Raw genomic sequence first — 21,027 nt, 5'->3', positions numbered from 1 at the left:
ATGTGCCGGCGCACTCGTCTGAGGAAGGAATGAGCGTGCCTGCCGGGCTTGTGCAGACCTATCGCGCGTTCGCCCATAACAATGCCTGGGCAAACCATCGGCTGCTCACGGCTTGCGCTGCTCTGCCTCAGGCTGATTTCGAAGCCGAGCGGACCGGGTTCTTTCCAAGCCTGCAGCGCACGCTCAACCACATCCATGTCATTGACCTCTTCTATGTCGATGCGCTGGAGGGTGGATGGTTGGGCCCGGCGGCCTGGAAGAACGAGGTGCCGTACCCTTCCCTTGCTGCGCTCAAGCCCGCGCAAGCCGCGGTCGACAAGCGCTTGATCGCAGTCTGCGATGCATTGACGCCCGAGATTCTCAACAGCGTTGTGCGGATCAACCGCGACACGGCCGTACAGACCGAACGACGCGACCGGCTGCTCATGCACCTGTTCCAACATCAGATTCATCATCGCGGACAGGCGCACGCCATGCTGTCCGGAACGAGCGTCGCACCGCCTCAGCTTGACGAATTCTTTGCGGAGGGAGAAACATCGCTTCGTGCCACCGAATTCGCCGATCTGGGCTGGACCGAGGACACTGTTTGGAATTCTAGCTCAGTAGCTGGATGAACGAAGCGACATCCGGAGTCTTCCCTTCACGTGCCCTACTCCCTCGCCATCTTCGATCTTGACGGCACCCTCGCCGACAGCTTTCCGTGGTTCTTGCGCACCATCAACGATGTCGCGGATCACTTCGGCTTTCGCCGCGTGAGGGATGAGGAGGTCGAGGAGCTGCGGCACGCTTCGAGCCGCGAGATTCTCGCCCGGCTCGAGGTGCCCTTGTGGAAGCTGCCGGCGATCGCGCGGCATGCGCGGCGGCTGAAGGCGGAGGCAGCTAGCGAGATTTCGCTGTTTGCGGGCGTCGAGACGATGCTGCAAACGCTGGCTGGGAACGGCGTGCAGCTCGCGCTGGTGACCTCCGACAGCGAGGCCAATGCGCGCGAGAAACTTGGCGAGGCCGCGGCGCTGTTTTCACATTTCGACTGCGCCGCGTCGCTGTTCGGCAAGCCCGCGAAATTCCGCCGGGTCATTCGCCGCGCCGGCGTCGAGCCCGCCCAGGTGATTTCGGTTGGCGACGAGGTCCGCGACATCGAGGCGGCGCGCTCCGTCGGCATTGCCTGCGGTGCGGTGTGCTGGGGCTATGCGGCGCCGGCGGCGTTGCGGGCGCTTGCGCCGGATCACATGTTCGCGCAGATGGAAGAGATTGCCGAAGTGGTCTGCCGGATTCAGCAGAGAGCCTGATCCGCAATCGTCACACACGGCCCCAGGGAGACGGCAATGACACTCACGGACGCAAGCCGCCTCAAGCTCCTGGCGCCGCCGGAGGGCCGGTTGCGCGTCGTGCTCGACACCGACACCTATAACGAGATCGACGACCAGTTCGCGCTCGTGCAGATGCTGCTGTCACCGGAGCGCTTCGAGGTCGAGGCGATCTATGCCGCGCCGTTCTTCAACGCGCGCGCGGACAGTCCCGGCCACGGCATGGAGCTGAGCTACCAGGAAATCCTCCGCCTGCTGGACCGCCTGAACGTCGCGCCTGATGGCCTGGTTTATCGCGGCGTCACCGACTATGTCGGCCCAGGCAAGGCGGCGCAGGCGGCACCCGCCGTCGACGACCTCATCGCCCGGGCGCGCGCGGGCTCGCCGGACAAGCCCCTCTACGTCATCGCCATCGGCGCCATCAGCAATGTGGCTTCCGCCCTTCTGAAGGCGCCCGATATCATCGACCGCGTCGTGGTGGTCTGGCTTGGCGGTCATGCGCTGGAATGGCCCGACACCGTCGAGTTCAACCTCAAGCAAGATGTCGGCGGCACGCAGGTGCTGCTCGACAGCGGCGTTCCGCTCGTGCTGGTGCCGTGCAGGGGCGTCACCTCGCGCCTTCACTCGACGGTGCCGGAGATCGAGCGCTACGTCGAACCGCATGGCAGCATCGGCGCGTTCCTCGCGATGCGGTTCAAGGAGTATTCGTCCGACCACATGGGCTGGGCCAAGGAGATCTGGGACATGGCGCCGGTCGGCTCGCTGCTGAACCCCACGTGGGCGCCGAGCGTGATCATCCCCGCTCCGGTCCTCACGGACCAGATGACGTGGAGCATCGACCGCAGGCGGCATCCGATCCGCTACGTGACCTACGTGGATCGCAACCCCATCCTGAAGGACTTTTTCGTGAAGCTGAGGGACTTTGCCGCGTCGAAAGCGCCGTAGCAACCATTAAGTGGCGGCGGTTTTTTGTGCCCTTTCGGATCGCCTGCGTCATCGATGATGACGCCGTACTCGCGTCCGTCAAGGCGTGGCCTGGCAGCAGGTCAGGTGAGGTTAGGGCGAGCGACGGCCATCCTTGACGGTCGCTGCGCGCGACGTCATGAGGAGCCGTAGGTCGGGACGAAGAAACACGTCGCGGTCGAACTAAGAAACAGAGAACGATCGCACTGGCGGTTTGTCGCACCACGGCGTGCCGCGAGCCACCACTGTGTTGGCGAAGATGAGCATCTTCCTGGCGCAGGCAACGAGCGCGCGCTTGTGTTCCTTTCCGGCCGCAGTTAGCCGTCGGTAGAGCTGGATGAGCTGCGGGTTCCATCGAAACGATGCAGCGAGTGAAGCCGTATAAAGGGCGCGACGCAGCCGCTTGCGTCCGCCCTCGATATGCCGACCGCCGGTCTGGTCGCCGCTGTCGTCGTCATAGGGCGCAAGGCCGGCGAGAGCGACAGCTTGCTCCCGCGTGATCCGGCCGATCTCAGGCAGGCGCACCAGGATGGCAACGGCGGTCGGCAACCCGATGCCGTCGACGCTGTTGATCAGCGCAAGCCTCTTGGCAAGGTCGGGATGCTTGCGGATCGAGGCGACCAGGGCCTTGAGTGCCGCCGTCTCACGTTGTTCCAGGCGAGCGATATCCTCCTGCCAGAGCTTGTTGATCCCTACATTGCGGCAGCTCTCGATCCTGTTCTTCAGGCGCGCGATATCCTCACCGATCTGATCGATCATGGTCAGCTGCTCGGCAAATGGCAGCAACCGGGGATCGGGCGCGGCATGGATCTTCCGCACTGCTGCGGTGCAAGCTGCGATAAGAGCGGCATCCATCTTGTCGTTCTTGGCTCGCTGCAGGTGGAATTTAGCATAGGCCCGGACCTGAGCCGGCTGAAACACCACAACCACAAACCGCTTGCGCCGCAGTTCGGCGACGACAGGCTGCTCGTAACCGCCGCTCGCCTCGATGCCGATGCGTTTGACGCGATGCTGTCGCAGCCACGCCAACAGGTCCTCGTGACCTTCCGGCGTGTTCTTCACCTGCAGCTGCTCGCGGCGGCCCTCGATCGCCACATCGAGCTTCCGTTTGCCGGTATCGATCCCGGCACAGATCGTGGTATGCTTGGCCATCTTCGTCGATCCCTCCCTTGTGATGCGAACCTCAAGTTCGTTCAACCATTCGGGTCCCGATGAAGTGCCGATCGCGATCTCGCTACGTCAGACAGCCCTCAAGGCTTTGGTGGGCACCGATCCGATCGAACGGCGACCCAGCTCGGGCGGCCACCCGGGCTGGGCCATTCCTCACGGAACGGTTCAATATAAGCCGTCCGGCTAATACAAGGGTGGGCAAAGGCGCGGCGCGCCGTGCCCACCATCCCTCTGCGGCCTCTCCGTATTGGTGGGCACGCTTCGCTTTGCCCACCCTACGGCACTTTGATATTCTTGAAGATAACGTCGTAGCCCGGATTGCGCTTCGAGACTGGGCAAGATTCTAACATCGAGTGAAGGTAGGATTCGGCATGACGAATCGTACCTTCAAAACCGGCGTCAGGCGGGATCAGCCGAGCCTTCTGCCGGCGCGGGTGGAAGATTATGTGGCCGGCGACAATCCGGTTCGGGTGATCGAGGCTTTTGTTGCAGCGCTTGACCTCGGGAAGCTTGGCTTCCGCCATGCCGGATCGAGCGGCGGGGCTGGACAGCCACCTTATGACCCGGCCGACCTGCTGAAGCTTTATCTTTATGGCTACCTGAACCGGATCCGGTCGTCGCGCAACCTGGAGCGCGAAGCCCGGCGCAATCTGGAACTGATCTGGCTGATGAAGCGCCTGGTGCCGGGCTATCGCACCATCGCCAAGTTCCGCCAGGAGAACTGGAAGACGCTCAAGGCGGTGAACCGGGAGTTTGTGCTGATGCTGCGCGAACTCGGTCTGATTGGCGGAGAGGTTGTGGCGATCGACGGTGCGTTTTTTGATGGCAACGCCAGCAAGGCGAGCATCAAAACGCAGCGCAAGCTCGCCAAGCGGCTGGCGGAGATCGAGCAGGATATTGAAGCCTATGGTGCCACGCTCGAGGCCAACGACAGCGCCGAGGTGGAACGTCCACCCGCGGGGCGGGATGGCGGAGGCGATGGCAGTCGCGGCGGAGACCTCGCACAAGAGGTGGCGGCGTTGATGGCCAAGCGCGCCAGCTTGCAGGCCGATCTGGCACGACTGGAGGAGAGCGGGCAGACGCAGCTGTCGCGAACCGATCCGGATGCCCGCCTGTTGTCGAAGAACGGCCAGGTGGTGGCAGGCTATAACGTTCAGATCGGCGTCGACGACAAGCACGCTCTGATCGCGGCGAGCGAGGTCGTCAACGACGGCAACGATAGCGGCCAGCTTTACGACATGGCCAAGGCCGCAAAGGACGAGCTTGGCGTCGAGACGCTGACGGTTCTCGCCGATACCGGCTACTACAACGGCCATACGCTCAAGGACTGCGAGGAGAACGGCATTGCCGCCTACGTTCCGCTGGCCAAGCGAACCACGCGGCTCGAAGCGCAGGATCGCATCAGCCATGAGGCGTTCGCCTACGACGCCGAAGCGGATGTCTATCGCTGTCCCGCCGGCAAGCAGCTGCGTCCCACGGACGGTCGCAAGACCAACGGCAACCGGATCGAGATCAGGTATGTCAGCCGCAAGTCAGATTGCGACGCCTGCCCGCTGCGCGCGCGCTGTGTCACCGTCAAGATCCCGACGCGCACCGTCCAGCGCTGGGAGCATGAAGCGGTGCTGGATCGGCATCGCGCGCGGATGCAGGGCGCCGAGGCCCAGATGCGCCGCCGCGCCGAACTCGCCGAACACCCCTTCGGCACCATCAAATGCCGGGCCGGCTACCGCCACTTCCTCGTCCGCGGCTTCGACAAAGTCTGTGGCGAATGGAGCCTGATGGCGCTTTGCTACAATTTCTCCCGAGTCCTCAGCATTCTCGGCCTCGACGCCTTCATGGCCTATCTGGCAAGCCGGCTTCCGCATTTGGCACTCTTGCTGCTCAACGCCATCACCGACATCACCGACATCATCACCCGGATACGGCCCGCTCCAGCGCCAATCCGAGCCCAAATCCGTCCAATTTTCCGATATGCCGCGTAAGCCGCGCCCAAACAAATACTTGCCCAGCCTCGAAGCGCAATCCGGGAAAGTGTCCCCGCATTCCGCTTCGCTCCATGCAGGCTACCGATTCCCCGCTGCGCCCTACTCCGTCCTGCGCAAGAACGCCCCGAACGCACGCGGGCCGTCGCCGGTCTTGACCTCGCCGATCACCTTCAGCTCGGTCGCGTCAATGATGTCAAGCGTGTTGCTCTCCCAGCAGGCGACGATGACGCGTTTGCCATCGGCGGTCGCATTGATGCCTTCGGGATAGTCGCCGACAGTGATGCGCTTGAGCGGCTTCAGGCTCGCCAGATCGAACACGCTGACGGTGCCGCCATACTGGTCGGTGACGAAACCGCGCCCCTGCGTCAGAGCCACCGCATAGGGACGCATCCCGACCGGCACGCGGCCGATCTCACGGCCGGCGGCGATGTCGATCACGGAGACGTCGTCGGAGCCGACATTGGCGGTGTAGGCGCGCTTGCCGTCGGCATCGATGGTGACGCCGAACGGGCGGGTGCCGACCTTGATCATTGCTTTGCGCTGGCGCGTCGCGGTGTCCACCACAGAGACGCTGTCGTCGTCGCGGTCGGCCGAGAGCAGCAGCTTGCCATCCGGTGTCACCGCAAGGCCCGACGGCGAGGCGCCGACTGCGATGCTGGCGGTGACGCTGCGCGAAGCCGTGTCGATCACCCGCACCGCGGCGGCATACCAATCGGCGACATAGACCGTCTTGCCATCGGGCGCGACGGCAATGCCGAGCGGCCCGCCGCCCACTTCGATGCGGCCGGCGACCTGGCGCGCTGCGGCGTCCACCACCGTCACCGCCTTGGCGTCGGGGCTCGTCACATAGGCAAAGCGCCCGTCCGCGCTGACGGCAACGCCCGCCGGCTTGCCGCCGATCGGGATGGTCGCAACCCCGCGTGCGCCGGCGAGGTCCACGATCATCAGATCGTCGCTGAGCTGGTTGGTGACGAACGCCTCTTCGGCACACGCGCGCGGCAGACCGCAAAGGCTGGCGGCGAAGGCCGCCAGGACCAGCGCCCGCACGATCAGCTACCGCTCTCGATCTTCTTCTTGAGCGCCTCGAGCCCGGTCTTGTACAGCCCGCTCACCGCCTTCACCGCGGCCTCGTCGCTCAGCTCCGGCGGCGGATCGTTGTTGGGATAGCCGCGATAGAACGCGCCGGCCCATTCCAGTTTCGCCTTGCCATCAGGCGCGGGCGACACCGTCAAGGTCGAGGAATAATTGGTCACCGGCAGCACCTTCACGTCGACCTTGGTGATGCGGTACGAATAGCTCTGCATGTCGGGCTCGTATTTGTAGAGCTCCTCCTCGACCGTCGGACCGCCCGTCAGGGTCAGCGTCCGCGTCGCGCCGATCTCGTTGCCCTTCTGCCCTTCCGTCTTGGTGACGGGCGGGAGCCAGCTCATGTCCTGGAAATTGCTGATCGCCGCCCAGACCTTGGCCGGCGGCGCACCGATCTCGATGGATTCCCGCACCTTCTGCCGGGTCGGCCCATGGGCCCAGACCGGCTCGAAAGCTGCCGTCAGAGCCATCCCCGCCACCGCCAGCGCCGCCACCCCGGCGATCGCCGTTCCCATCGTCATCCTCATGTCGTTTCCTCGTTCCTCAATCTGCGCGACTTTGGGCGCGCTGAACTCATCGTAGCGCATTTTTGGACCATGGGGAGACCTGTTCGTGGCGCAGCTGTGGCGAGGGGTATCCACACCATCCCTTGCGTTACCCGACGGGCAAAACACACGCGGTCATGGTCAATGCGTCCAGTCAAAAACAATTCGCTTTACGCGAATTCGGAAATATCGCATGCTTAGACCATCCCAACCCGGGCCGAGGGGCGGATCGCGATCGTCACGAACGCGGGATGGGACGTGGTGGACGCGGGCAGCGTCGCGCGCAGGTGGTTTGCAGGGCGGGTCACTCCGTGAGCAGGCGACGCGCGCATACGAATGGTGCCGCCTGCGTACGGCAAAATCGTGTGGTCCTGGCGCCCGGGGTCTGTGCGCCAAGTGTTGCGGTGATCCGTGCGGCCCAACCGGGCCCGCGCATCAGCCATCCGCAAGGCGACGGGGGCAATAGTGCATCGCTCCCCGGGGAGAGCACGACATAAGCCGTAAAGCCACTGCGCAGGGAAGGCCGGACGTTCAGGCTGCCCTGTATGCCGCTGTGCATTTGTTTCCAGCGCAATTGCGCACAGCGGACCGCGGGTGCCAGCCGGCGCCCGGCCTTCCCTGCGCCCTCGGCATCTTCGAGGGCGTGACCATCGCAAAGCTCGGGCACGATGTGCCGCGAGAAAGCGAAGCTGCGCCTGCGATTAAGATTCGAAGATCAAGATAAACTCCGCTCTCGTGCCCCGGACGCAGGGGAGCGCCCCTTCGGCGGTGCGCTGCAGAGCCGGGGCCCATGCAGCAGCAAATGCGCGGCTTCCGGGTCCCCGGATCTGCGTCGCACCGCTACGCGCTGCGTCGCGTCCGGGACACGAGAGGAGATAATGTTGCTACCCACACCCTGTCATTGCGAGCGCAGCGACTTGTCCGCCGAAGCCTTGGCGAAGGCGGAAGCAATCCAGAATCTTTCCACGGCGGCAGTCTGGATTGCTTCGTCGCAAGAGCTCATCGCAATGACGGCGGAGAGAACGATCGCCAACTGCGCCTATCATTCCGCCAGCGTGGCTTCGACGAACCCGCGCGGATCATCGCAGAATTCGCGCATCACCCGGTAATGGTCGGTCTGCTCCACCGTGACAGGCTCGAGGCCGTATTTGCCCAGCCGCAGCAACCGCGCGTTAGGATAGGCCATCAGCATCGGCGAGTGGGTTGCCATGATGACCTGGCAAATGCGGGAGTCTTCCATGCGCCGCAGCAGCTTCAAGAATTCGATCTGACGCGCCGGCGAAAGTGCCGATTCCGGCTCGTCGAAGATGAAGATGCCCTGGCGCTGGCAGCGTTCCTCGAAAAAACGCAGGAAGCCTTCGCCATGGGAATGCGACAGGAAATCGGGGCCGACCTGGCCAGCGTCACGCGCAGCCTTGTCAAGATATCGCGCGACCGAGAAGAAGCTCTCTGCACGAAAGAACCAGCCATTGGTGATCTTCGGCAGCCAGCTTGCACGCAGCGCCCTGGAGAGTTGGCCGCCCATCTTCTCGCGCGCTTCGGAATGATCGACCGGCATGTAACCCTTGCCGCCACCGGCATCGTCATAGCCGGCGAGCGCTGCGATGCCCTCGAGGATCGTCGACTTCCCGGTGCCGTTCTCTCCAACGATGATCGTGATGGGGCTGTCGAATTCGAGTTCGAAATCATCCGGGAAGATGGGCAGGCAAAACGGATAGGCCTCGCGATCGCGCACTTGCGACGGGTCGAGCCAGACCCGCTTCAGATAGGGCGCAGGCAGATTGATCGTTCGATTGCCTCTTCGTGCCATTGCCCGCCCCTGAGTTATCGTAAGAACATAACAGGAACAATAAGACTGCAAAAGTGGTATCTTGCGCCCCACCTGCCGGGACCTGACAAGCTAATCCAGAGCCTCCAGCACCAGCTCCATCGTCATCAGCACGGGATTGTCGCCCCGGATCAGACGGCCCTCGGCAATGCCGCCGGTGTAGTCGATCAGGGCGACGTCGAGCGCGGCTTCGAGCGCACCGGAAGGACCGGCCGCGATCGCGCCGGACGTTATTGCCAGCTCGGTCGCGAACGGCTCGGTCACGCCGCCATGGGTGAAGCGTGCTCCGATGGTCGAGCCGACGCCGCCGTGGATCTTGGCGCGGGCGATGCCGTGCGTGCGGCAGAAGTCCTCAAGGCAATCTGCAAAGTCCTGGTTCGGACGCAGCCGCAGCGCAAACGCTCGGCTCGTGGCCTGCGCGCCGGTGCTTGCAGCCACCACCGGCCCGAACAGCTTGAAATTGGTCTCGGGATCGGGCTCGGCCGTGAACATCGCACCATCGAGACCGAAGGCTTCGACCTCGAACGGCTCGGCGACGACAGTCTCGTCCGGCAGCATGTGGCCGCCGCTGGCGCGGCCATCGGCCTCGGTCCAGAGCCCGTGGCAATGAAAGAACGGCGCGCCGTCGCGCACGCCCAGTGTCATGCTGCCGAGCTTCGTACGCGTCACGCCTTCGGGCCGGAACGTATCGCTGTAGAAGGCAGCGTTCTCGCCGGTCTTCGACAGCGCCGGCATCACATAGCCGAATGGCCCGAGTGCGCCAGCGCCAAAATTGAGCACGCCGCCGGAAAAACCCTCCGCGGCAAAACCGCGGCGTGCGGCTTCCAGCAGCGGCAAACCGGCTTGAAGCGTGAACGCGAAGGCGCGTCCCCTCGCCTCCACCCACTGGATGCGCTCTGCGCCGGCTGCGCCCGGTTGCTTGATGCTCCGCATCACGTAGGCTCAGCCCGTCTTCGTCTTGTCGAGATCGAGCAATCCGCGTGCCTCGAGCTCGTCGCGCACCATGCGTTTTGGAATCTTGCCGTAGCCGGATTTCGGCAAGGCATCCCAGAAGAAGAACCGCTTCGGCATCTTGTAGCGCGGCACCTTCGGCGACAGGAACGCCGCCATCTCCGCTTCGCTCACGGGTTTCTCGCCTTCGCGCGCGACGCAGACGGCAATGCCGACTTCACCCCAGGTCGCATCGGGCACACCGAGCACGGCGACCTCGCCGACGGCGGGATGAGTCAGGATCTTCTCCTCGATCTCGCGCGGATAGATGTTGGAGCCGCCGGAGATGTACATGTCGGAGGCGCGTCCGGTGATGTAGACGAAGCCCTCCTCGTCCATGTGGCCGAGATCGCCGGTGCGGAACCAGCCGTTGCGGAACGCTTTCGCGTTGGCTTCGGGATTGTCGTAGTAGCCGGCGAATACGGCAGGCCCGATCACGCAGATCTCGCCGCTCTGGTTGGCCTTGAGCTCGCGGCCCTCGTCATCCTGGATCGAGACCTGCATACCGGTGCGCTCGAAGCCACAGGTGCCGATCTTTGCATGCGGGCCGTCCTCGGGATCGTGCAGCGCGGCCGGCAGCACCGTGATGTTGCCGGTGACCTCGCCCAGGCCAAAATACTGCACGATCACCCGGCCGAGCTTCTTCAGCGCAGCCTTCTGGTCCTCGCGATACATCGGCGCGCCCGCATAGATCACCTGGCGCAGCGAGGCATGATCGTATTTGTCGGCGGCGGGATGCTCGACCATCATCTTCAGGATCGTCGGCACCGTGAAGAGATTGCTGACGCGGTGCGTCTCGATCAGGCGGAACGCCTCGTTGATGTCGAATTTTTCGGTCGGCAGCAGCACGGTGCGTGCGCCGCGCGCGGTCTGCATCAGCTGATGCACGCCGGCGCCGTGCGACAATGGCGCCACTACCAGGGATGCATCCTGCTCCGTCGTACCGGGCGTCAGGTCGGCCAGATGATTGGTCACCACAAAGCCCATCTGGCCGTGGGTCAGCACCGCCGCCTTGGAGCGGCCCGTGGTGCCGGAGGTGAAGAAGAACCAGCAGGGATCGTCCTGCTCGACGGCGACATTCTCCACGGCAGCGCCTGCATGCGACGCGATGGCGTCAGCCACCGAGCGCTCGCCGAACGCGGCCTCGCCGTCGACGCTCCAGGTGAATTCCAGCGCGCCGCCCTTCACCGCCGCGGCATGCTCGGGGAAATCGACGTGGCACAGGAACGCCTTCGCCCCGGAGGCCTGCGCGAGATAGGTGACCTCATCCGGCATCAGGCGGAAATTGGTGGGAACCCAGACCGCACCGAGCCGAAACGCGGCGAACATCGAAAAGAACATCTCGTCGCCATTCTTGGAATGGACGAGGATGCGGTCGCCCTTGACGATGCCGCGCGCGGCGAACGCGGCCGCGAGCGCCGAGACCTGCGCGTCGATCTCGTGCCAGGTCCAGGACTTGTCACCCCAGACGAAGCCGGGGCGCGATCCATGCCGCCGCGCATTCTGGGTCAGCATGTGGGCGAGATTCATGACGCGGCGGGACATGCGCAGGGGCTGCATCGGGCTTCCTCTTCGACGACGGACGGCAAGCGAGCCGCCCGCTCATTGCAGCCCATTTATCGCCATCGCCAGCGCCCCCGCAAGGCCAGCCGCCGCGGACCTGCCCTACGGCTGCTTGAACGCAAACGGCGTCGCCGTGATGGCCTTCGCCTTCCAGCAGGCCTGCGCACCAAAACCGCCGCAGAAGCTGCCGTGCAGATCGAAGCGGATGGTGCGCGCAGCGCCGCGCTTCATCGGCGGCGCCACGATCTTGTAGCTAAGGACATGGCCGTCGAACACCTGACGCACGCTGCCATCCGGCAACGTCACCAGGATGTTCATGACGCAGCCGCCGGTTCCGCAATAGGTCGTCTCGCGATTCCCGCACTGGGTGTCGCTGAAATCCACGATGTAGTCGTCGCGGCCGTCACCAGTCAGGTCGATCTTGCGCACCGTATCCTGCGTGAAGGCAACCTTCCCGCCGCCCTGGCTGTCGCATTCCTCGACGGCATGACGCAGCGCCTTCTGCACCCCCGGCGGATAGTCGGCCGTATCGAACGGCTTTGCATCGTCAGCACGGACGCTGGTCACGAGCAGGCTGAGCAAGAGGATCAGATATCGCATTGGCGTTGGTCGCAGCCACGACCGCAATCGTTCAGGGAATTTTAAACATGATCGGCGCACCCTGCGTCCGTCTCCGCGTACAGAGTGCACATCATGATCAAAGCGCCCGCCATCCTCCTGCTCATGCTTGCGCTTGCCGGATGTGCCGTGGCCCCGCAAGCGCATCTGGCTTCAGGCCCTGCCTTCAAGCCTGCGCGCTATGCCTGGGATGGCGCCGGCGAGGACCCCAATCAGCCGCGTGCGGCGTCCGGACCTACGCGAACCACTGCCCGATCGGAGCGGAGCGGATCGCAAGCCGGGCTGGCGCCCTATTCAAAGGAGTGGTGGCAGGCACAGGACGGCGTCGAGGCCGAGCAGGACGCCAGGGTCAACCGCTCGCTGGTCATCTGCCAAGGCTGCCTCCGCCCGCAGCCGCAGCCCGAGGATTCCAGGCTCGCCAAAGCGACCGATTGAACCTCAACATCGGAAACCGGCCGCCCCGACCCCGCGTTACGGCTTCGTACGCGAGGCCGACAGCTGGGGAGGGACGACATGAGCGACATCATCAACAACAAAGCCCATCACCGCTATGAGCTGGAGGTCGAGGGTCATGTTGCGACCGAACACTACAAGCTCGATGGCAACGTCATCACCTTCGAGCATACGGACGTGCCGAAGGAACTTGGTGGCAAGGGCGTCGGCTCGAAGCTGGTGCAAGGCGCGCTCGACCAGGTCCGCGCCGACGGATTGAAGCTGATCCCGCAATGCCCATTCGTGAAGGCGTGGATCGAGAAGCACCCGGACTATGCGGATCTCGTCACGAGATAGGGTGCCGCCCGCCGCCTGCAGCCGGCGAGCCTGCCAAGAGCGACATCTACGCCCTATTGTCCGTGCTTGAGCAAGTCCTGGTCGTTCTGATCCCAATCCTGCCACAGCTGGAGTATGCCGAGCAGCACCACCACCGCACCGAGGCTCGTGTGGTAGATGCGGAGAAAACCGTCACCGGAATAGCCGATCACGTATGGCGAGGCGATGAGCCACAGTCCGACCAGGATCGTCGTCACCTCCTGCCAGCGCTGTAAGGCAACATATTCGAGCTGGCTGATGCCAAACACGACCAGACCGATTGCGACCGTGTTCAGGATGACCGTCTGGTGTCCGGTGATCGTCTGATCCTGGATGGGAAACCATGGCGAAGCCACGATCACCGCGCCAAGCAGCATCCCGCACCAGTCTTCCCATGTTCGATGAGTATTCAAGAAACCAAAATCCGACATCGTATCCTCCTGCAACGAGGCATACGTCTGCGGCTGGCAATCATGACACTCCGAACGTCTAGCGACCCTGCCGGCCGCATTCGGGCGTATGTCCTCTCAAGGACGTGGGAACCGAAGTCGGCCTTGCAAGAGCAATATCGAGGATTATTTGCGGTCGCCGCATCATGCTCGCATGGCGAGACGTCCATACCGCACTGCAGCCACGGGCGCGCATTTGCAGATGTCTCCCCTGCGGCAATCTCCCTTGGTCCCACCTTGGCAAGGCCGGGGTCCGCCTCCTAGATCAGGACACAATCGGCATTTCGGAAAGGTCCCGCATGGCGGCTTCGGTACGCGACAACAAGGACAGCAGCCGCTTCGAGCTCGATCTCGGCAGCGACATCGCCTTCGCCAATTACCGGCTGACGCCGTCGGCTGTGATCATCACCCACACCGAAACGCCGCGCGCGCTCCGCGGCCGCGGCATCGGCTCCGAGCTGATCAAGGGCGCGCTGGACTTGATCCGCCGCGACGGCCGGAAGGTGATCGCCGGCTGTGGCTTCGTCGTCGACTATCTCGACAGGCATCCGGAGGATGCGGATCTCTTGGCCTGAAGTCTCCTGGCCTGAATGCAAAAGGGCCCGCGAGAGATCGCGGGCCCTTGCGGTACGACCGGGCGACCGGTCAGTGCTTGATCTCAGGCGGCAGCTTGCCGCCATTGGCAGCGAGCTTGGACATCACCTGCTTGTGCAGCCAGACGTTCATGCTTGCCGAGTCGTTCATGTCGCCGGTGTAGCCCAGCTCCTTGGCGAGATCCTTGCGCGCAGCAAGGCTGGAGTCGATGTCGAGCGCTTTCATGAGGTCGACGATCGAGGTGCGCCATTCCAGCTTCTCGCCCTTGTGCGCAGCTACCGCCTTGTCGACGATCGCGGCGACGTCGACGGCTGCCATCGGCGCGGCGCCTGGCGCCGGTGCGCCCGGCGCGGCCCCTGCGGGCGCACTGCCTGCGGGCGCGCTGCCGGCAGGCGCGGCGGCAGCCGGCTGGCTACCGAAGATCGCGCCCATGATTTTTCCAAAAATGCTCATGTCTGCTCCCCGAAAAAAGGATCCGTTGGAAGGGCCTTGAGTGGCACTTATAGACGAAGTTACTGCGTTACGCCCGCGAAGTTCGTGCGAACCAACACACAGCATCAGCTTATCTGCGGCGAAATGACGACCGAATGACATCGTCGAGGTTGCACCGCGTCATCGAATTTCACCCAAGCGTGAGGGACAGGACTCGGAATTGGGAGTACGGTTGCCCCTCAGCTCGCGATGCCATCCGGAATTCGCGTCTGGTCGGAATCGCGATAGTTCAAAGAATGCGGCCGCTTGCGCCGTTGCCGGCGTGGGTTCAGCCGCGCGGCAAGGGAGCTAGCGACCATGGCCACTCTATACCAGGGCAATGTCCCCCCGATGGCCCAGACCGCAAATGCGGCTGGACCGGTCATCCGAACCATCCAATTGTCCGACCTGCACGACGCGCTGAAGCGCGGCTGGGAGGATTTCAAGGCCGTTCCGAGCCACGCCATCATCCTCTGCGTGATCTATCCGGTGCTCGGCCTCGTGCTTGCCCGCGTGGTGATGGGCTATTCGGTGCTGCCGCTGCTGTTTCCGCTAGCCGCCGGCTTCGCCTTGATCGGCCCCTTCGCGGCGCTCGGTCTTTATGAGCTCTCCAGCCGGCGCGAGCGCTATGAAGAAGCGACCGCCTGGGACGCCATGGAGGTGCTCCGCTCGCCATCGTTCGGTGCGATGCTCGGCCTCGGCACGCTGCTGCTCGCCCTGTTCGTGACCTGGGTTGCGACCGCGCAGGCGATCTATGTCGCCGCGTTCGGCTATGAGGGCGCGACCGGGATCTCGGATTTCATGACACGCGTTCTGACGACGCAGCAGGGCTGGTGGCTGATCGTGGTCGGCTGCGGCACCGGCTTCCTGTTCGCGCTCGCCGCGCTCTGCATGAGCGCCGTGTCGTTCCCTCTGATGCTGGACCGTCATGCCGGTGCGTTCGAGGCTATGGTCACCTCGCTCCGCGTCGTCGCGAAGAACCCGGTGCCGATGGCAGCCTGGGGCCTGATCGTGGCGGTGCTGCTGGCGCTCGGCACCATCCCGGCCTTCCTCGGTCTTGCCGTGGTGATCCCCCTGCTCGGCCATGCCACCTGGCATCTCTACCGCAAGGTCATCGTGTCCGATCCGGGCGCACGTCCGGTGCCGCCTCCGCCGCATCGCGCGCGCAAGCCGGCCGCGGACTTCCCCGCCAACCTCTTCCCCTGGCGGAACAAGACGGACGCCTGACGATATCGTCACGTGCGATCCTGCCCGGTTCGGGCAGGGTCGCACGCCGTCACACGCCTTGCTTTGGCCGCGGTTACAACGGAGATTGCGCTCGCCGGTCAGATCACTTCACGGAATCCATTTCATCTGATGACCCCGACGATTTCTCGTCTCGCTCTCGCAGCCTTCGCCCTCTCCGCGTCAATCCTGTCAGCCCAGCCAGCGCTCGCCGCTGTTGCCTGCGGCTCGGGCAATTTCGACGCCTGGCTCGCGGACTTCAAAACCGACGCGGCGGCCAAGGGCATCGCTCAACAGGCTATTGCATCAGGGCTCGCCGGCGTGACGCTCGATCAGAGCGTGCTCAATCGTGACAAGTCGCAAAAGGTCTTCACCCAGACCTTCGAAGAGTTTTCCGGCCGCATGGTCCCGCCGCGGATGACGCGCGGCTCCAACATGATGAAGCAATACGGCTCGGTGCTGTCGCGCATCGAGCAGGCCTACGGCGTTCCGGGTGAGGTGCTGGTCGCGATCTGGGGACTCGAGACCGATTTCGGCGTCAACACCGGCAAGTTCGCGACCATCCGCTCGCTGGCGACGCTGGCCTATGACTGCCGGCGCGCCGACCAGTTTCGCGCCGAGCTGATGGATGCCCTGCGCATCGTCCAGCGCGGCGATCTCGCGCCCGCCGACATGAAGGGCGCCTGGGCCGGCGAGCTCGGTCAGACCCAGTTCATGCCGTCGTCCTGGATGAAATACGCCGTCGATTTCGATGGCAACGGCAAGCGCGATCTCTTACACAACGCGCCCGACGTGCTCGCCTCCACCGCCAATTATCTGGTCGGCTATGGCTGGCAGCGCGGCAAGGATTGGCAGCCGGGCGGCCCGAACTTCGCGGTGCTCCAGCAGTGGAACAAGAGCGAGGTCTATTCCAAGACAGTCGCCTATTTCGCCACCCAGCTCGCGCGCGCTCCTTAAGAACATCGTCGACAGAAACGGAGGGCCGACCGCACTGCGACCGGCCCCCTCTTGGTCTGCTGACGTCTCGACGTCTTATTTGGCCATGGTGGCCTGCATCGCCTTGTTCAGATGCGCACCGCACACACCCATCTTGCCGTTGAGCAGCGAGTCCTGCGCGGCCGCGATTTCCTTCTGCGCCACGAACTTGCTGTCGCCGTCGGCCATAGCCTCGATCGCGGTCTCTGTCTTCTCCAGATTGGCCGAACTACAGCCGCCCGTCGCGTGCTTGGCCGCCTGCGCTGGCGCAACGGCCAACGCGAGGGCTGCAATTGCGATAGCCCCGAGTAACTTCGTCATGACGTTACCTTCCTTCTTGTCCTTGGACAGAACCAGCGACATTGCCGGATTCTGCAGCCAGACTTTTCTCTGAGCGCGGCAAGTTGTCGCAATAAATTCCTCGCGAGAATTGCGTGATGTTGCGCTCGGCGCAGAGGGGGCATGCGAAACTTCTGATTTTCATTACATACCTGTAACCAAAACTGCACGCTCGGCGTGTACGCGCTGCACTAAAGTGCGTGTGCCGTCCCGTGGGGGAAGCAAATACCCTCCCGAGGGCTCGCCGTGTCGCACAGTTCCTTCCCGCGGTGACAGGACGGGCCAATCGCGATAAATAATGAACATATATTCATTTTTAGAGTTCTCGATGCATGCGATTCGCGCATGTATGAATTGGGTTTAGCCGCCTGGCCCAACCCCCTGCCGGGCGACAAAAACGAACTATATTTCCACCAGCCCATAAACCGCGTGGTTGGCCATAAGTCCGTGAATTCACGGGAATTTGCGGTCCCCTGCCCCACCCTTCGCCTCTTGCTCGGGACGGAACGCCCGCAAGTTAATCGTCCGTTACCGGTGCTATGCGCTCCCTGCTTAGCTGCATCGCAACTTGGAACTTTCGCACTGCACCACTCTCACCTATATTCATTTCAACGATGACGCCCGAGCAAGGGCTGAATCGAACTACAGGAGACTACCAATGCTGCTCTCGCTCATCCGCATGATCCAGGCTTTCCGGGACTATCAGCGCAATGTTGCCGAGCTGTCCCAGCTCAGCGACCGCGAACTGGCCGACATCGGCCTCGATCGCTCGGACATCCCGCGCGTTGCCGCCGGCCAGTATCAGGGCTGATATCGTTCAGCCCTTCACCGGACGAACCGATAGCGCCCGCCTCGTGCGGGCGTTGTCGTTTCTGATGGCAGAAAACTTGATCTCGCCGATTCCACTGATCGCCGAAAAGCGCTACCTGTCCGCCCCATGACAGGACCCCTATCCGATACTGTGCACGTCATCGGCGCCGGCCTTGCCGGTTCCGAAGCCGCCTGGCAGGTGGCCAAATCCGGCGTGCGCGTGGTGCTGCACGAGATGCGGCCGACTCGCATGACCGAGGCGCACCGCACTGACGGCCTCGCCGAACTCGTCTGCTCCAGTTCGTTCCGCTCGGACGACGCCGCCAACAACGCCGTCGGACTGCTTCATGCGGAGATGCGCCGGCTCGACTCGCTGATCATGCGCGCCGCCGACGCCAACCAGGTGCCCGCCGGCGGCGCCCTGGCCGTCGACCGCGAGGGTTTCTCTGCGGCCGTCACCAAGGCGCTCAACGACAATCCCCTGATCGAGATCGCGCGCGGCGAGATCGCAGGCCTGCCGCCGGCCGACTGGAGCAACGTCATCATCGCGACCGGCCCCCTCACCTCTGCGCCGCTGGCCGATGCCATCCGCGAACTGACCGACGAGAACGCGCTCGCCTTCTTCGACGCGATTGCGCCGATCGTGCACCGCGAATCCATCGACATGTCGGTCGCCTGGTTCCAGTCGCGCTACGACAAGGTCGGCCCCGGCGGCAACGGCGCCGACTACATCAACTGCCCGATGACCAAGGAGCAGTATGACGGCTTCGTCGCGGCGCTGATCGCGGGCGAGAAGACCGAGTTCAAGGAGTGGGAGACCAACACGCCCTATTTCGACGGCTGCCTGCCGATCGAGGTGATGGCGGAGCGCGGCCCCGAGACGCTGCGCCATGGTCCCATGAAGCCCGTCGGCCTCACCAATCCGCACGATCCCACCACGAAAGCCTACGCAATCGTGCAGCTGCGCCAGGACAACAAGCTCGGCACGCTCTACAACATCGTTGGCTTCCAGACGAAGCTGAAGTATGGCGAGCAGCAGCGTATCTTCCGTACCATCCCCGGGCTGGAGAAGTCCGAGTTCGCCCGCCTCGGCGGCCTGCATCGCAACACCTTCCTCAATTCACCAAAGCTGCTCGACGGCCAGTTGCGCCTGCGCGCGCAGCCGCGGCTGCGCTTTGCCGGCCAGATGACGGGCTGTGAGGGCTATGTCGAATCCGCCAGCGTCGGCCTGATCGCCGGGCTCTATGCAGCAGCCGATGCGCGCGGTGAAACGCTAGCGAGCCCGCCTGGCACGACGGCACTGGGATCGTTGCTCGGCCACATCACCGGCGGCCATATCGAGACCATCGAGCCAGGCACACGCTCGTTCCAGCCGATGAACATCAATTTCGGCCTGTTCCCGCCGCTCGCGACCTTGCCGACCAAGAAGGCCGACGGCACGCGGCTGCGCGGCAACGAGAAGACGGTGGCCAAGAAGCAGGCGATGAGCGCACGCGCGCTCGCCGATCTCGATCGCTGGATCGCCGATCACCTGCGTATTGCCGCCGCGGCGTGAGTTGTCGATGAACCTCCCCAAAGACGACGCCGCGGCACTCCGGGCGCGCTGGACCGAGGGCGTGCTGCTCAAGCGCGACGTGTTCTCGACTGTCGAGCGCGGCCGCTTTCGCGACGACAACGGCGAAGTCGATGCGGTTCTGCGTCGGCTCGACGAGGTGCCGTGGTGGTCGTTCCTGCTGGCGCGCCATCTGTTCGCTCGCGAGAAGCATGCGCTCGCGCTCGCCAAAGGCCTCGATGTCGGGCCGGAGCTGCTATGGGCCGGCCGCCGCGCGCTGGTGCGCGGCTTCGTCGACGGCGTCGCGCTGCATCTGGCCAAGCCGCATGACGACCTCGCCTATTTCCGCTCGGCCAAAGCCGCGCTGCGCCGGCTGCGTCGCGCCGGCATCTGCCACAACGATCTCGCCAAGGAGCAGAACTGGCTGGTCGGCCGCGACGGCCGCGCCTATGTGACCGACTTCCAGCTTGCGGCCTGCTTTGCGCGACGTGGCCGGCTCTATCGCATCCTCGCCTATGAAGACCTCCGGCATCTGCTCAAGCACAAGCGTTCCTACGCGCCCGACGCGCTGACGCCGCGCGAGCGCAAGATCCTGGCAAAGAAGTCGTTCGCCGCGAGCCTGTGGCTCGCCACCGGCAAGAAGGTCTATCGGGCCATCACGCGCGGCCTGTTCAACTTCACCGACCGCGAGGGCGGCGGCCGCCGGCTCGTCAACGACGCGCCGGTGCTGGCCGAGTTGATCCGCAAGAACCCGGCGGTGCGTGACACCGCCATCGTGGCCTTTGCCGACCGGCGCTCCGGGGTTGGCCTCTATGCCTTCGTCGAAGCGGATCAGGCGGCGCTCGAAGGCGAGCTCCGTAGCGAGCTTGCGGCCGCCAGGGGCCCGAGGCCGCCGGAACACATCCAGGTCGTCCACGCCCTGCCGCGCGACACCAGCGGCAAGCCGCGCACCGAAATCCTGCAACTGGTCGCCATGAACCAGCTCGACCTGATCGAGCCGATGATGAAGAACGACCAGGACCGCGCCTTCCTCAAGGACATCCTCGAGCAGCGCAAGAACCTGCGCGACCGCTTCAATTTCGAGGCGGATCTGCCGACAAGCTAGCGCCCCGCGCCTTGAAGCGTCCACAATGGCAATAGAGAAGCAGTCGGGTAAAGGCAGATTTGGCGGGGTCATGGGCGCGCGGGGGACGATGATGCATCGTGCGGTTGGCGGGATGATCGCCGGCCTTCTGCTGCTGATAGCCGCGCCCGCGATGGCTGACTCCCCGGCCGAGCTGATCTCGAGCTTCCGCCTCAAGCATGGTGAGATTCGTGTCGTGCGCGATGGCACGCTCGATCGCATCGCCATGGATCAGGCCCGCGCAATGGCGACCAAGGACGATCTCAGCCACGACGCTCTCGGCCCGTTCAACCGCCGGGTCGCGCCGGCCGGCGCGGGCCGCGCCGCCGAGAACATCGCCTACGGCTACGACAATTTCGAGAAGACGCTCGGACAGTGGATCGACTCGTCGGGGCACCGCAAGAATCTGTTGCTGCACAACGCCTCCCGCGTCGGCATCGCGAGCGCCAAGACCGCCAGCGGCAAGCGCACCTATTGGGCGATGGTGATCGCCGGCGATTACGAGCCGAAGGGCAAGGGCAAGAAAGGCAAGGACAAGGAGCCGCTGGTCGCCGTGAAGCGCGAGGCGGCGCCTGCAAGCAAACCCAAATCCAGCGGCTGCCACATCAAGGTGCTTAGCCTCTGCATCTGA

Annotated in this window: 25 protein-coding genes; 14 read left to right on the top strand and 11 right to left on the bottom strand. The window is 64.1% G+C overall.

Going from position 1 to position 21,027, the window contains the following annotated elements; translation table 11 throughout:
* Positions 1–35: 35 nt before the first annotated feature.
* The 3 genes from NLM27_RS12305 to NLM27_RS12295 are packed head-to-tail and all read left to right on the top strand — an operon-like array spanning position 36 to position 2,249.
* A complete protein-coding gene (locus NLM27_RS12305; protein ID WP_254148809.1) occupies positions 36–614 on the top strand; it encodes a DinB family protein in 579 nt (192 codons plus the stop codon).
* A gap of 30 nt (positions 615–644) precedes the next feature.
* Positions 645–1,286, top strand: a complete 642-nt coding sequence (locus NLM27_RS12300; RefSeq protein ID WP_254143543.1) for an HAD-IA family hydrolase — start codon at positions 645–647, stop codon at positions 1,284–1,286.
* A 36-nt stretch (positions 1,287–1,322) separates the two neighbouring features.
* Positions 1,323–2,249 carry a nucleoside hydrolase gene (locus tag NLM27_RS12295; protein WP_254143542.1) on the top strand — a complete coding sequence of 309 codons (927 nt, stop codon included), beginning with the start codon at positions 1,323–1,325 and terminating at the stop codon, positions 2,247–2,249.
* Positions 2,250–2,450: 201 nt separating this feature from the next.
* Here the strand turns inward: NLM27_RS12295 and NLM27_RS12290 are convergent, their stop codons facing one another.
* Positions 2,451–3,419 carry an IS110 family transposase gene (locus NLM27_RS12290; protein WP_254143541.1) on the bottom strand — a complete coding sequence of 323 codons (969 nt, stop codon included), beginning with the start codon at positions 3,417–3,419 and terminating at the stop codon, positions 2,451–2,453.
* On the opposite strand from NLM27_RS12290, the gene NLM27_RS12285 reads away from it, so the two are divergent.
* Together NLM27_RS12285 and NLM27_RS12280 are read left to right on the top strand one after the other, a co-directional pair.
* The gene (locus NLM27_RS12285) at positions 3,412–3,624 is read left to right on the top strand and encodes a hypothetical protein (RefSeq protein WP_254143540.1); all 213 of its coding nucleotides are present in this window, start codon (positions 3,412–3,414) and stop codon (positions 3,622–3,624) included. The two genes, NLM27_RS12290 and NLM27_RS12285, sit on opposite strands and share 8 nt — an antisense overlap.
* 184 nt (positions 3,625–3,808) lie before the next feature.
* Positions 3,809–5,419, top strand: a complete 1,611-nt coding sequence (locus NLM27_RS12280) for an IS1182 family transposase (protein WP_254142551.1) — start codon at positions 3,809–3,811, stop codon at positions 5,417–5,419.
* 102 nt (positions 5,420–5,521) lie between these two features.
* Here the strand turns inward: NLM27_RS12280 and NLM27_RS12275 are convergent, their stop codons facing one another.
* The 7 genes from NLM27_RS12275 to NLM27_RS12250 all read right to left on the bottom strand — a co-directional run bounded on the left by NLM27_RS12275 (position 5,522) and on the right by NLM27_RS12250 (position 12,034).
* Positions 5,522–6,469 carry a cytochrome D1 domain-containing protein gene (locus NLM27_RS12275; protein WP_254143539.1) on the bottom strand — a complete coding sequence of 316 codons (948 nt, stop codon included), beginning with the start codon at positions 6,467–6,469 and terminating at the stop codon, positions 5,522–5,524.
* A 2-nt stretch (positions 6,470–6,471) separates the two neighbouring features.
* Complete coding sequence (locus tag NLM27_RS12270) at positions 6,472–7,035, bottom strand: SRPBCC family protein (RefSeq protein WP_254143538.1); 564 nt, start codon at positions 7,033–7,035, stop codon at positions 6,472–6,474.
* 916 nt (positions 7,036–7,951) lie between these two features.
* Entirely contained in the window at positions 7,952–8,086 is a 135-nt protein-coding gene (locus tag NLM27_RS43550; RefSeq protein WP_256569956.1) for a hypothetical protein, read from the bottom strand.
* 9 nt (positions 8,087–8,095) lie between these two features.
* Positions 8,096–8,863: an AAA family ATPase gene (locus tag NLM27_RS12265; protein ID WP_254143537.1), complete on the bottom strand. Its 768-nt coding sequence runs from the start codon at positions 8,861–8,863 to the stop codon at positions 8,096–8,098.
* Between the two features lie 90 nt (positions 8,864–8,953).
* Positions 8,954–9,814 (bottom strand): PCC domain-containing protein, encoded by an 861-nt coding sequence (locus tag NLM27_RS12260; RefSeq protein WP_254143536.1) that lies wholly within the window; start codon positions 9,812–9,814, stop codon positions 8,954–8,956.
* 9 nt (positions 9,815–9,823) lie between these two features.
* The gene (locus tag NLM27_RS12255; protein WP_254143535.1) at positions 9,824–11,431 is read right to left on the bottom strand and encodes an acyl-CoA synthetase; all 1,608 of its coding nucleotides are present in this window, start codon (positions 11,429–11,431) and stop codon (positions 9,824–9,826) included.
* A 105-nt stretch (positions 11,432–11,536) separates the two neighbouring features.
* Positions 11,537–12,034, bottom strand: a complete 498-nt coding sequence (locus NLM27_RS12250; RefSeq protein WP_254143534.1) for a hypothetical protein — start codon at positions 12,032–12,034, stop codon at positions 11,537–11,539.
* Between the two features lie 93 nt (positions 12,035–12,127).
* On the opposite strand from NLM27_RS12250, the gene NLM27_RS12245 reads away from it, so the two are divergent.
* Both NLM27_RS12245 and NLM27_RS12240 read left to right on the top strand, forming a co-directional pair.
* Positions 12,128–12,487, top strand: coding sequence for a hypothetical protein (locus NLM27_RS12245; RefSeq protein WP_254143533.1), 360 nt, complete (start codon positions 12,128–12,130; stop codon positions 12,485–12,487).
* A gap of 78 nt (positions 12,488–12,565) precedes the next feature.
* Positions 12,566–12,841, top strand: coding sequence for a GNAT family N-acetyltransferase (locus tag NLM27_RS12240; RefSeq protein WP_254143532.1), 276 nt, complete (start codon positions 12,566–12,568; stop codon positions 12,839–12,841).
* A gap of 53 nt (positions 12,842–12,894) precedes the next feature.
* On the opposite strand, the gene NLM27_RS12235 is transcribed toward NLM27_RS12240, so the two are convergent.
* On the bottom strand, positions 12,895–13,290 hold the full coding sequence (locus NLM27_RS12235) for an SPW repeat protein (RefSeq protein ID WP_254143531.1): 396 nt from the start codon (positions 13,288–13,290) through the stop codon (positions 12,895–12,897).
* Positions 13,291–13,607: 317 nt separating this feature from the next.
* On the opposite strand from NLM27_RS12235, the gene NLM27_RS12230 reads away from it, so the two are divergent.
* Entirely contained in the window at positions 13,608–13,883 is a 276-nt protein-coding gene (locus NLM27_RS12230) for a GNAT family N-acetyltransferase (RefSeq protein WP_254143530.1), read from the top strand.
* A 70-nt stretch (positions 13,884–13,953) separates the two neighbouring features.
* Here the strand turns inward: NLM27_RS12230 and NLM27_RS12225 are convergent, their stop codons facing one another.
* Positions 13,954–14,355: a DUF3597 domain-containing protein gene (locus NLM27_RS12225; RefSeq protein ID WP_254143529.1), complete on the bottom strand. Its 402-nt coding sequence runs from the start codon at positions 14,353–14,355 to the stop codon at positions 13,954–13,956.
* Between the two features lie 336 nt (positions 14,356–14,691).
* Between NLM27_RS12225 and NLM27_RS12220 the strand changes: the two genes are divergently transcribed.
* The gene (locus tag NLM27_RS12220) at positions 14,692–15,600 is read left to right on the top strand and encodes a DUF2189 domain-containing protein (protein WP_254143528.1); all 909 of its coding nucleotides are present in this window, start codon (positions 14,692–14,694) and stop codon (positions 15,598–15,600) included.
* A gap of 129 nt (positions 15,601–15,729) precedes the next feature.
* Complete coding sequence (locus NLM27_RS12215; RefSeq protein ID WP_254143527.1) at positions 15,730–16,554, top strand: lytic murein transglycosylase; 825 nt, start codon at positions 15,730–15,732, stop codon at positions 16,552–16,554.
* A 75-nt stretch (positions 16,555–16,629) separates the two neighbouring features.
* Here NLM27_RS12215 and NLM27_RS12210 read toward each other — a convergent pair whose 3' ends face one another.
* Entirely contained in the window at positions 16,630–16,935 is a 306-nt protein-coding gene (locus tag NLM27_RS12210; RefSeq protein ID WP_254143526.1) for a hypothetical protein, read from the bottom strand.
* 634 nt (positions 16,936–17,569) lie between these two features.
* Here NLM27_RS12210 and NLM27_RS12205 point away from each other — a divergent pair.
* The 4 genes from NLM27_RS12205 (at position 17,570) to NLM27_RS12190 (ending at position 21,027) form a co-directional block, all read left to right on the top strand.
* Positions 17,570–17,722 (top strand): DUF1127 domain-containing protein, encoded by a 153-nt coding sequence (locus tag NLM27_RS12205; protein ID WP_007590701.1) that lies wholly within the window; start codon positions 17,570–17,572, stop codon positions 17,720–17,722.
* Positions 17,723–17,848: 126 nt separating this feature from the next.
* A complete protein-coding gene (gene trmFO, locus NLM27_RS12200; protein WP_254143525.1) occupies positions 17,849–19,276 on the top strand; it encodes a methylenetetrahydrofolate--tRNA-(uracil(54)-C(5))-methyltransferase (FADH(2)-oxidizing) TrmFO in 1,428 nt (475 codons plus the stop codon).
* Positions 19,277–19,283: 7 nt separating this feature from the next.
* Positions 19,284–20,378 (top strand): serine/threonine protein kinase, encoded by a 1,095-nt coding sequence (locus NLM27_RS12195; RefSeq protein ID WP_254143524.1) that lies wholly within the window; start codon positions 19,284–19,286, stop codon positions 20,376–20,378.
* 91 nt (positions 20,379–20,469) lie between these two features.
* Complete coding sequence (locus tag NLM27_RS12190; protein WP_254148808.1) at positions 20,470–21,027, top strand: CAP domain-containing protein; 558 nt, start codon at positions 20,470–20,472, stop codon at positions 21,025–21,027.

Origin of the sequence: Bradyrhizobium sp. CCGB12, from assembly GCF_024199845.1 — a bacterium.
In the GTDB taxonomy this organism is placed as follows: domain Bacteria; phylum Pseudomonadota; class Alphaproteobacteria; order Rhizobiales; family Xanthobacteraceae; genus Bradyrhizobium.
This window is presented reverse-complemented; position numbering and strand designations above follow the sequence as displayed.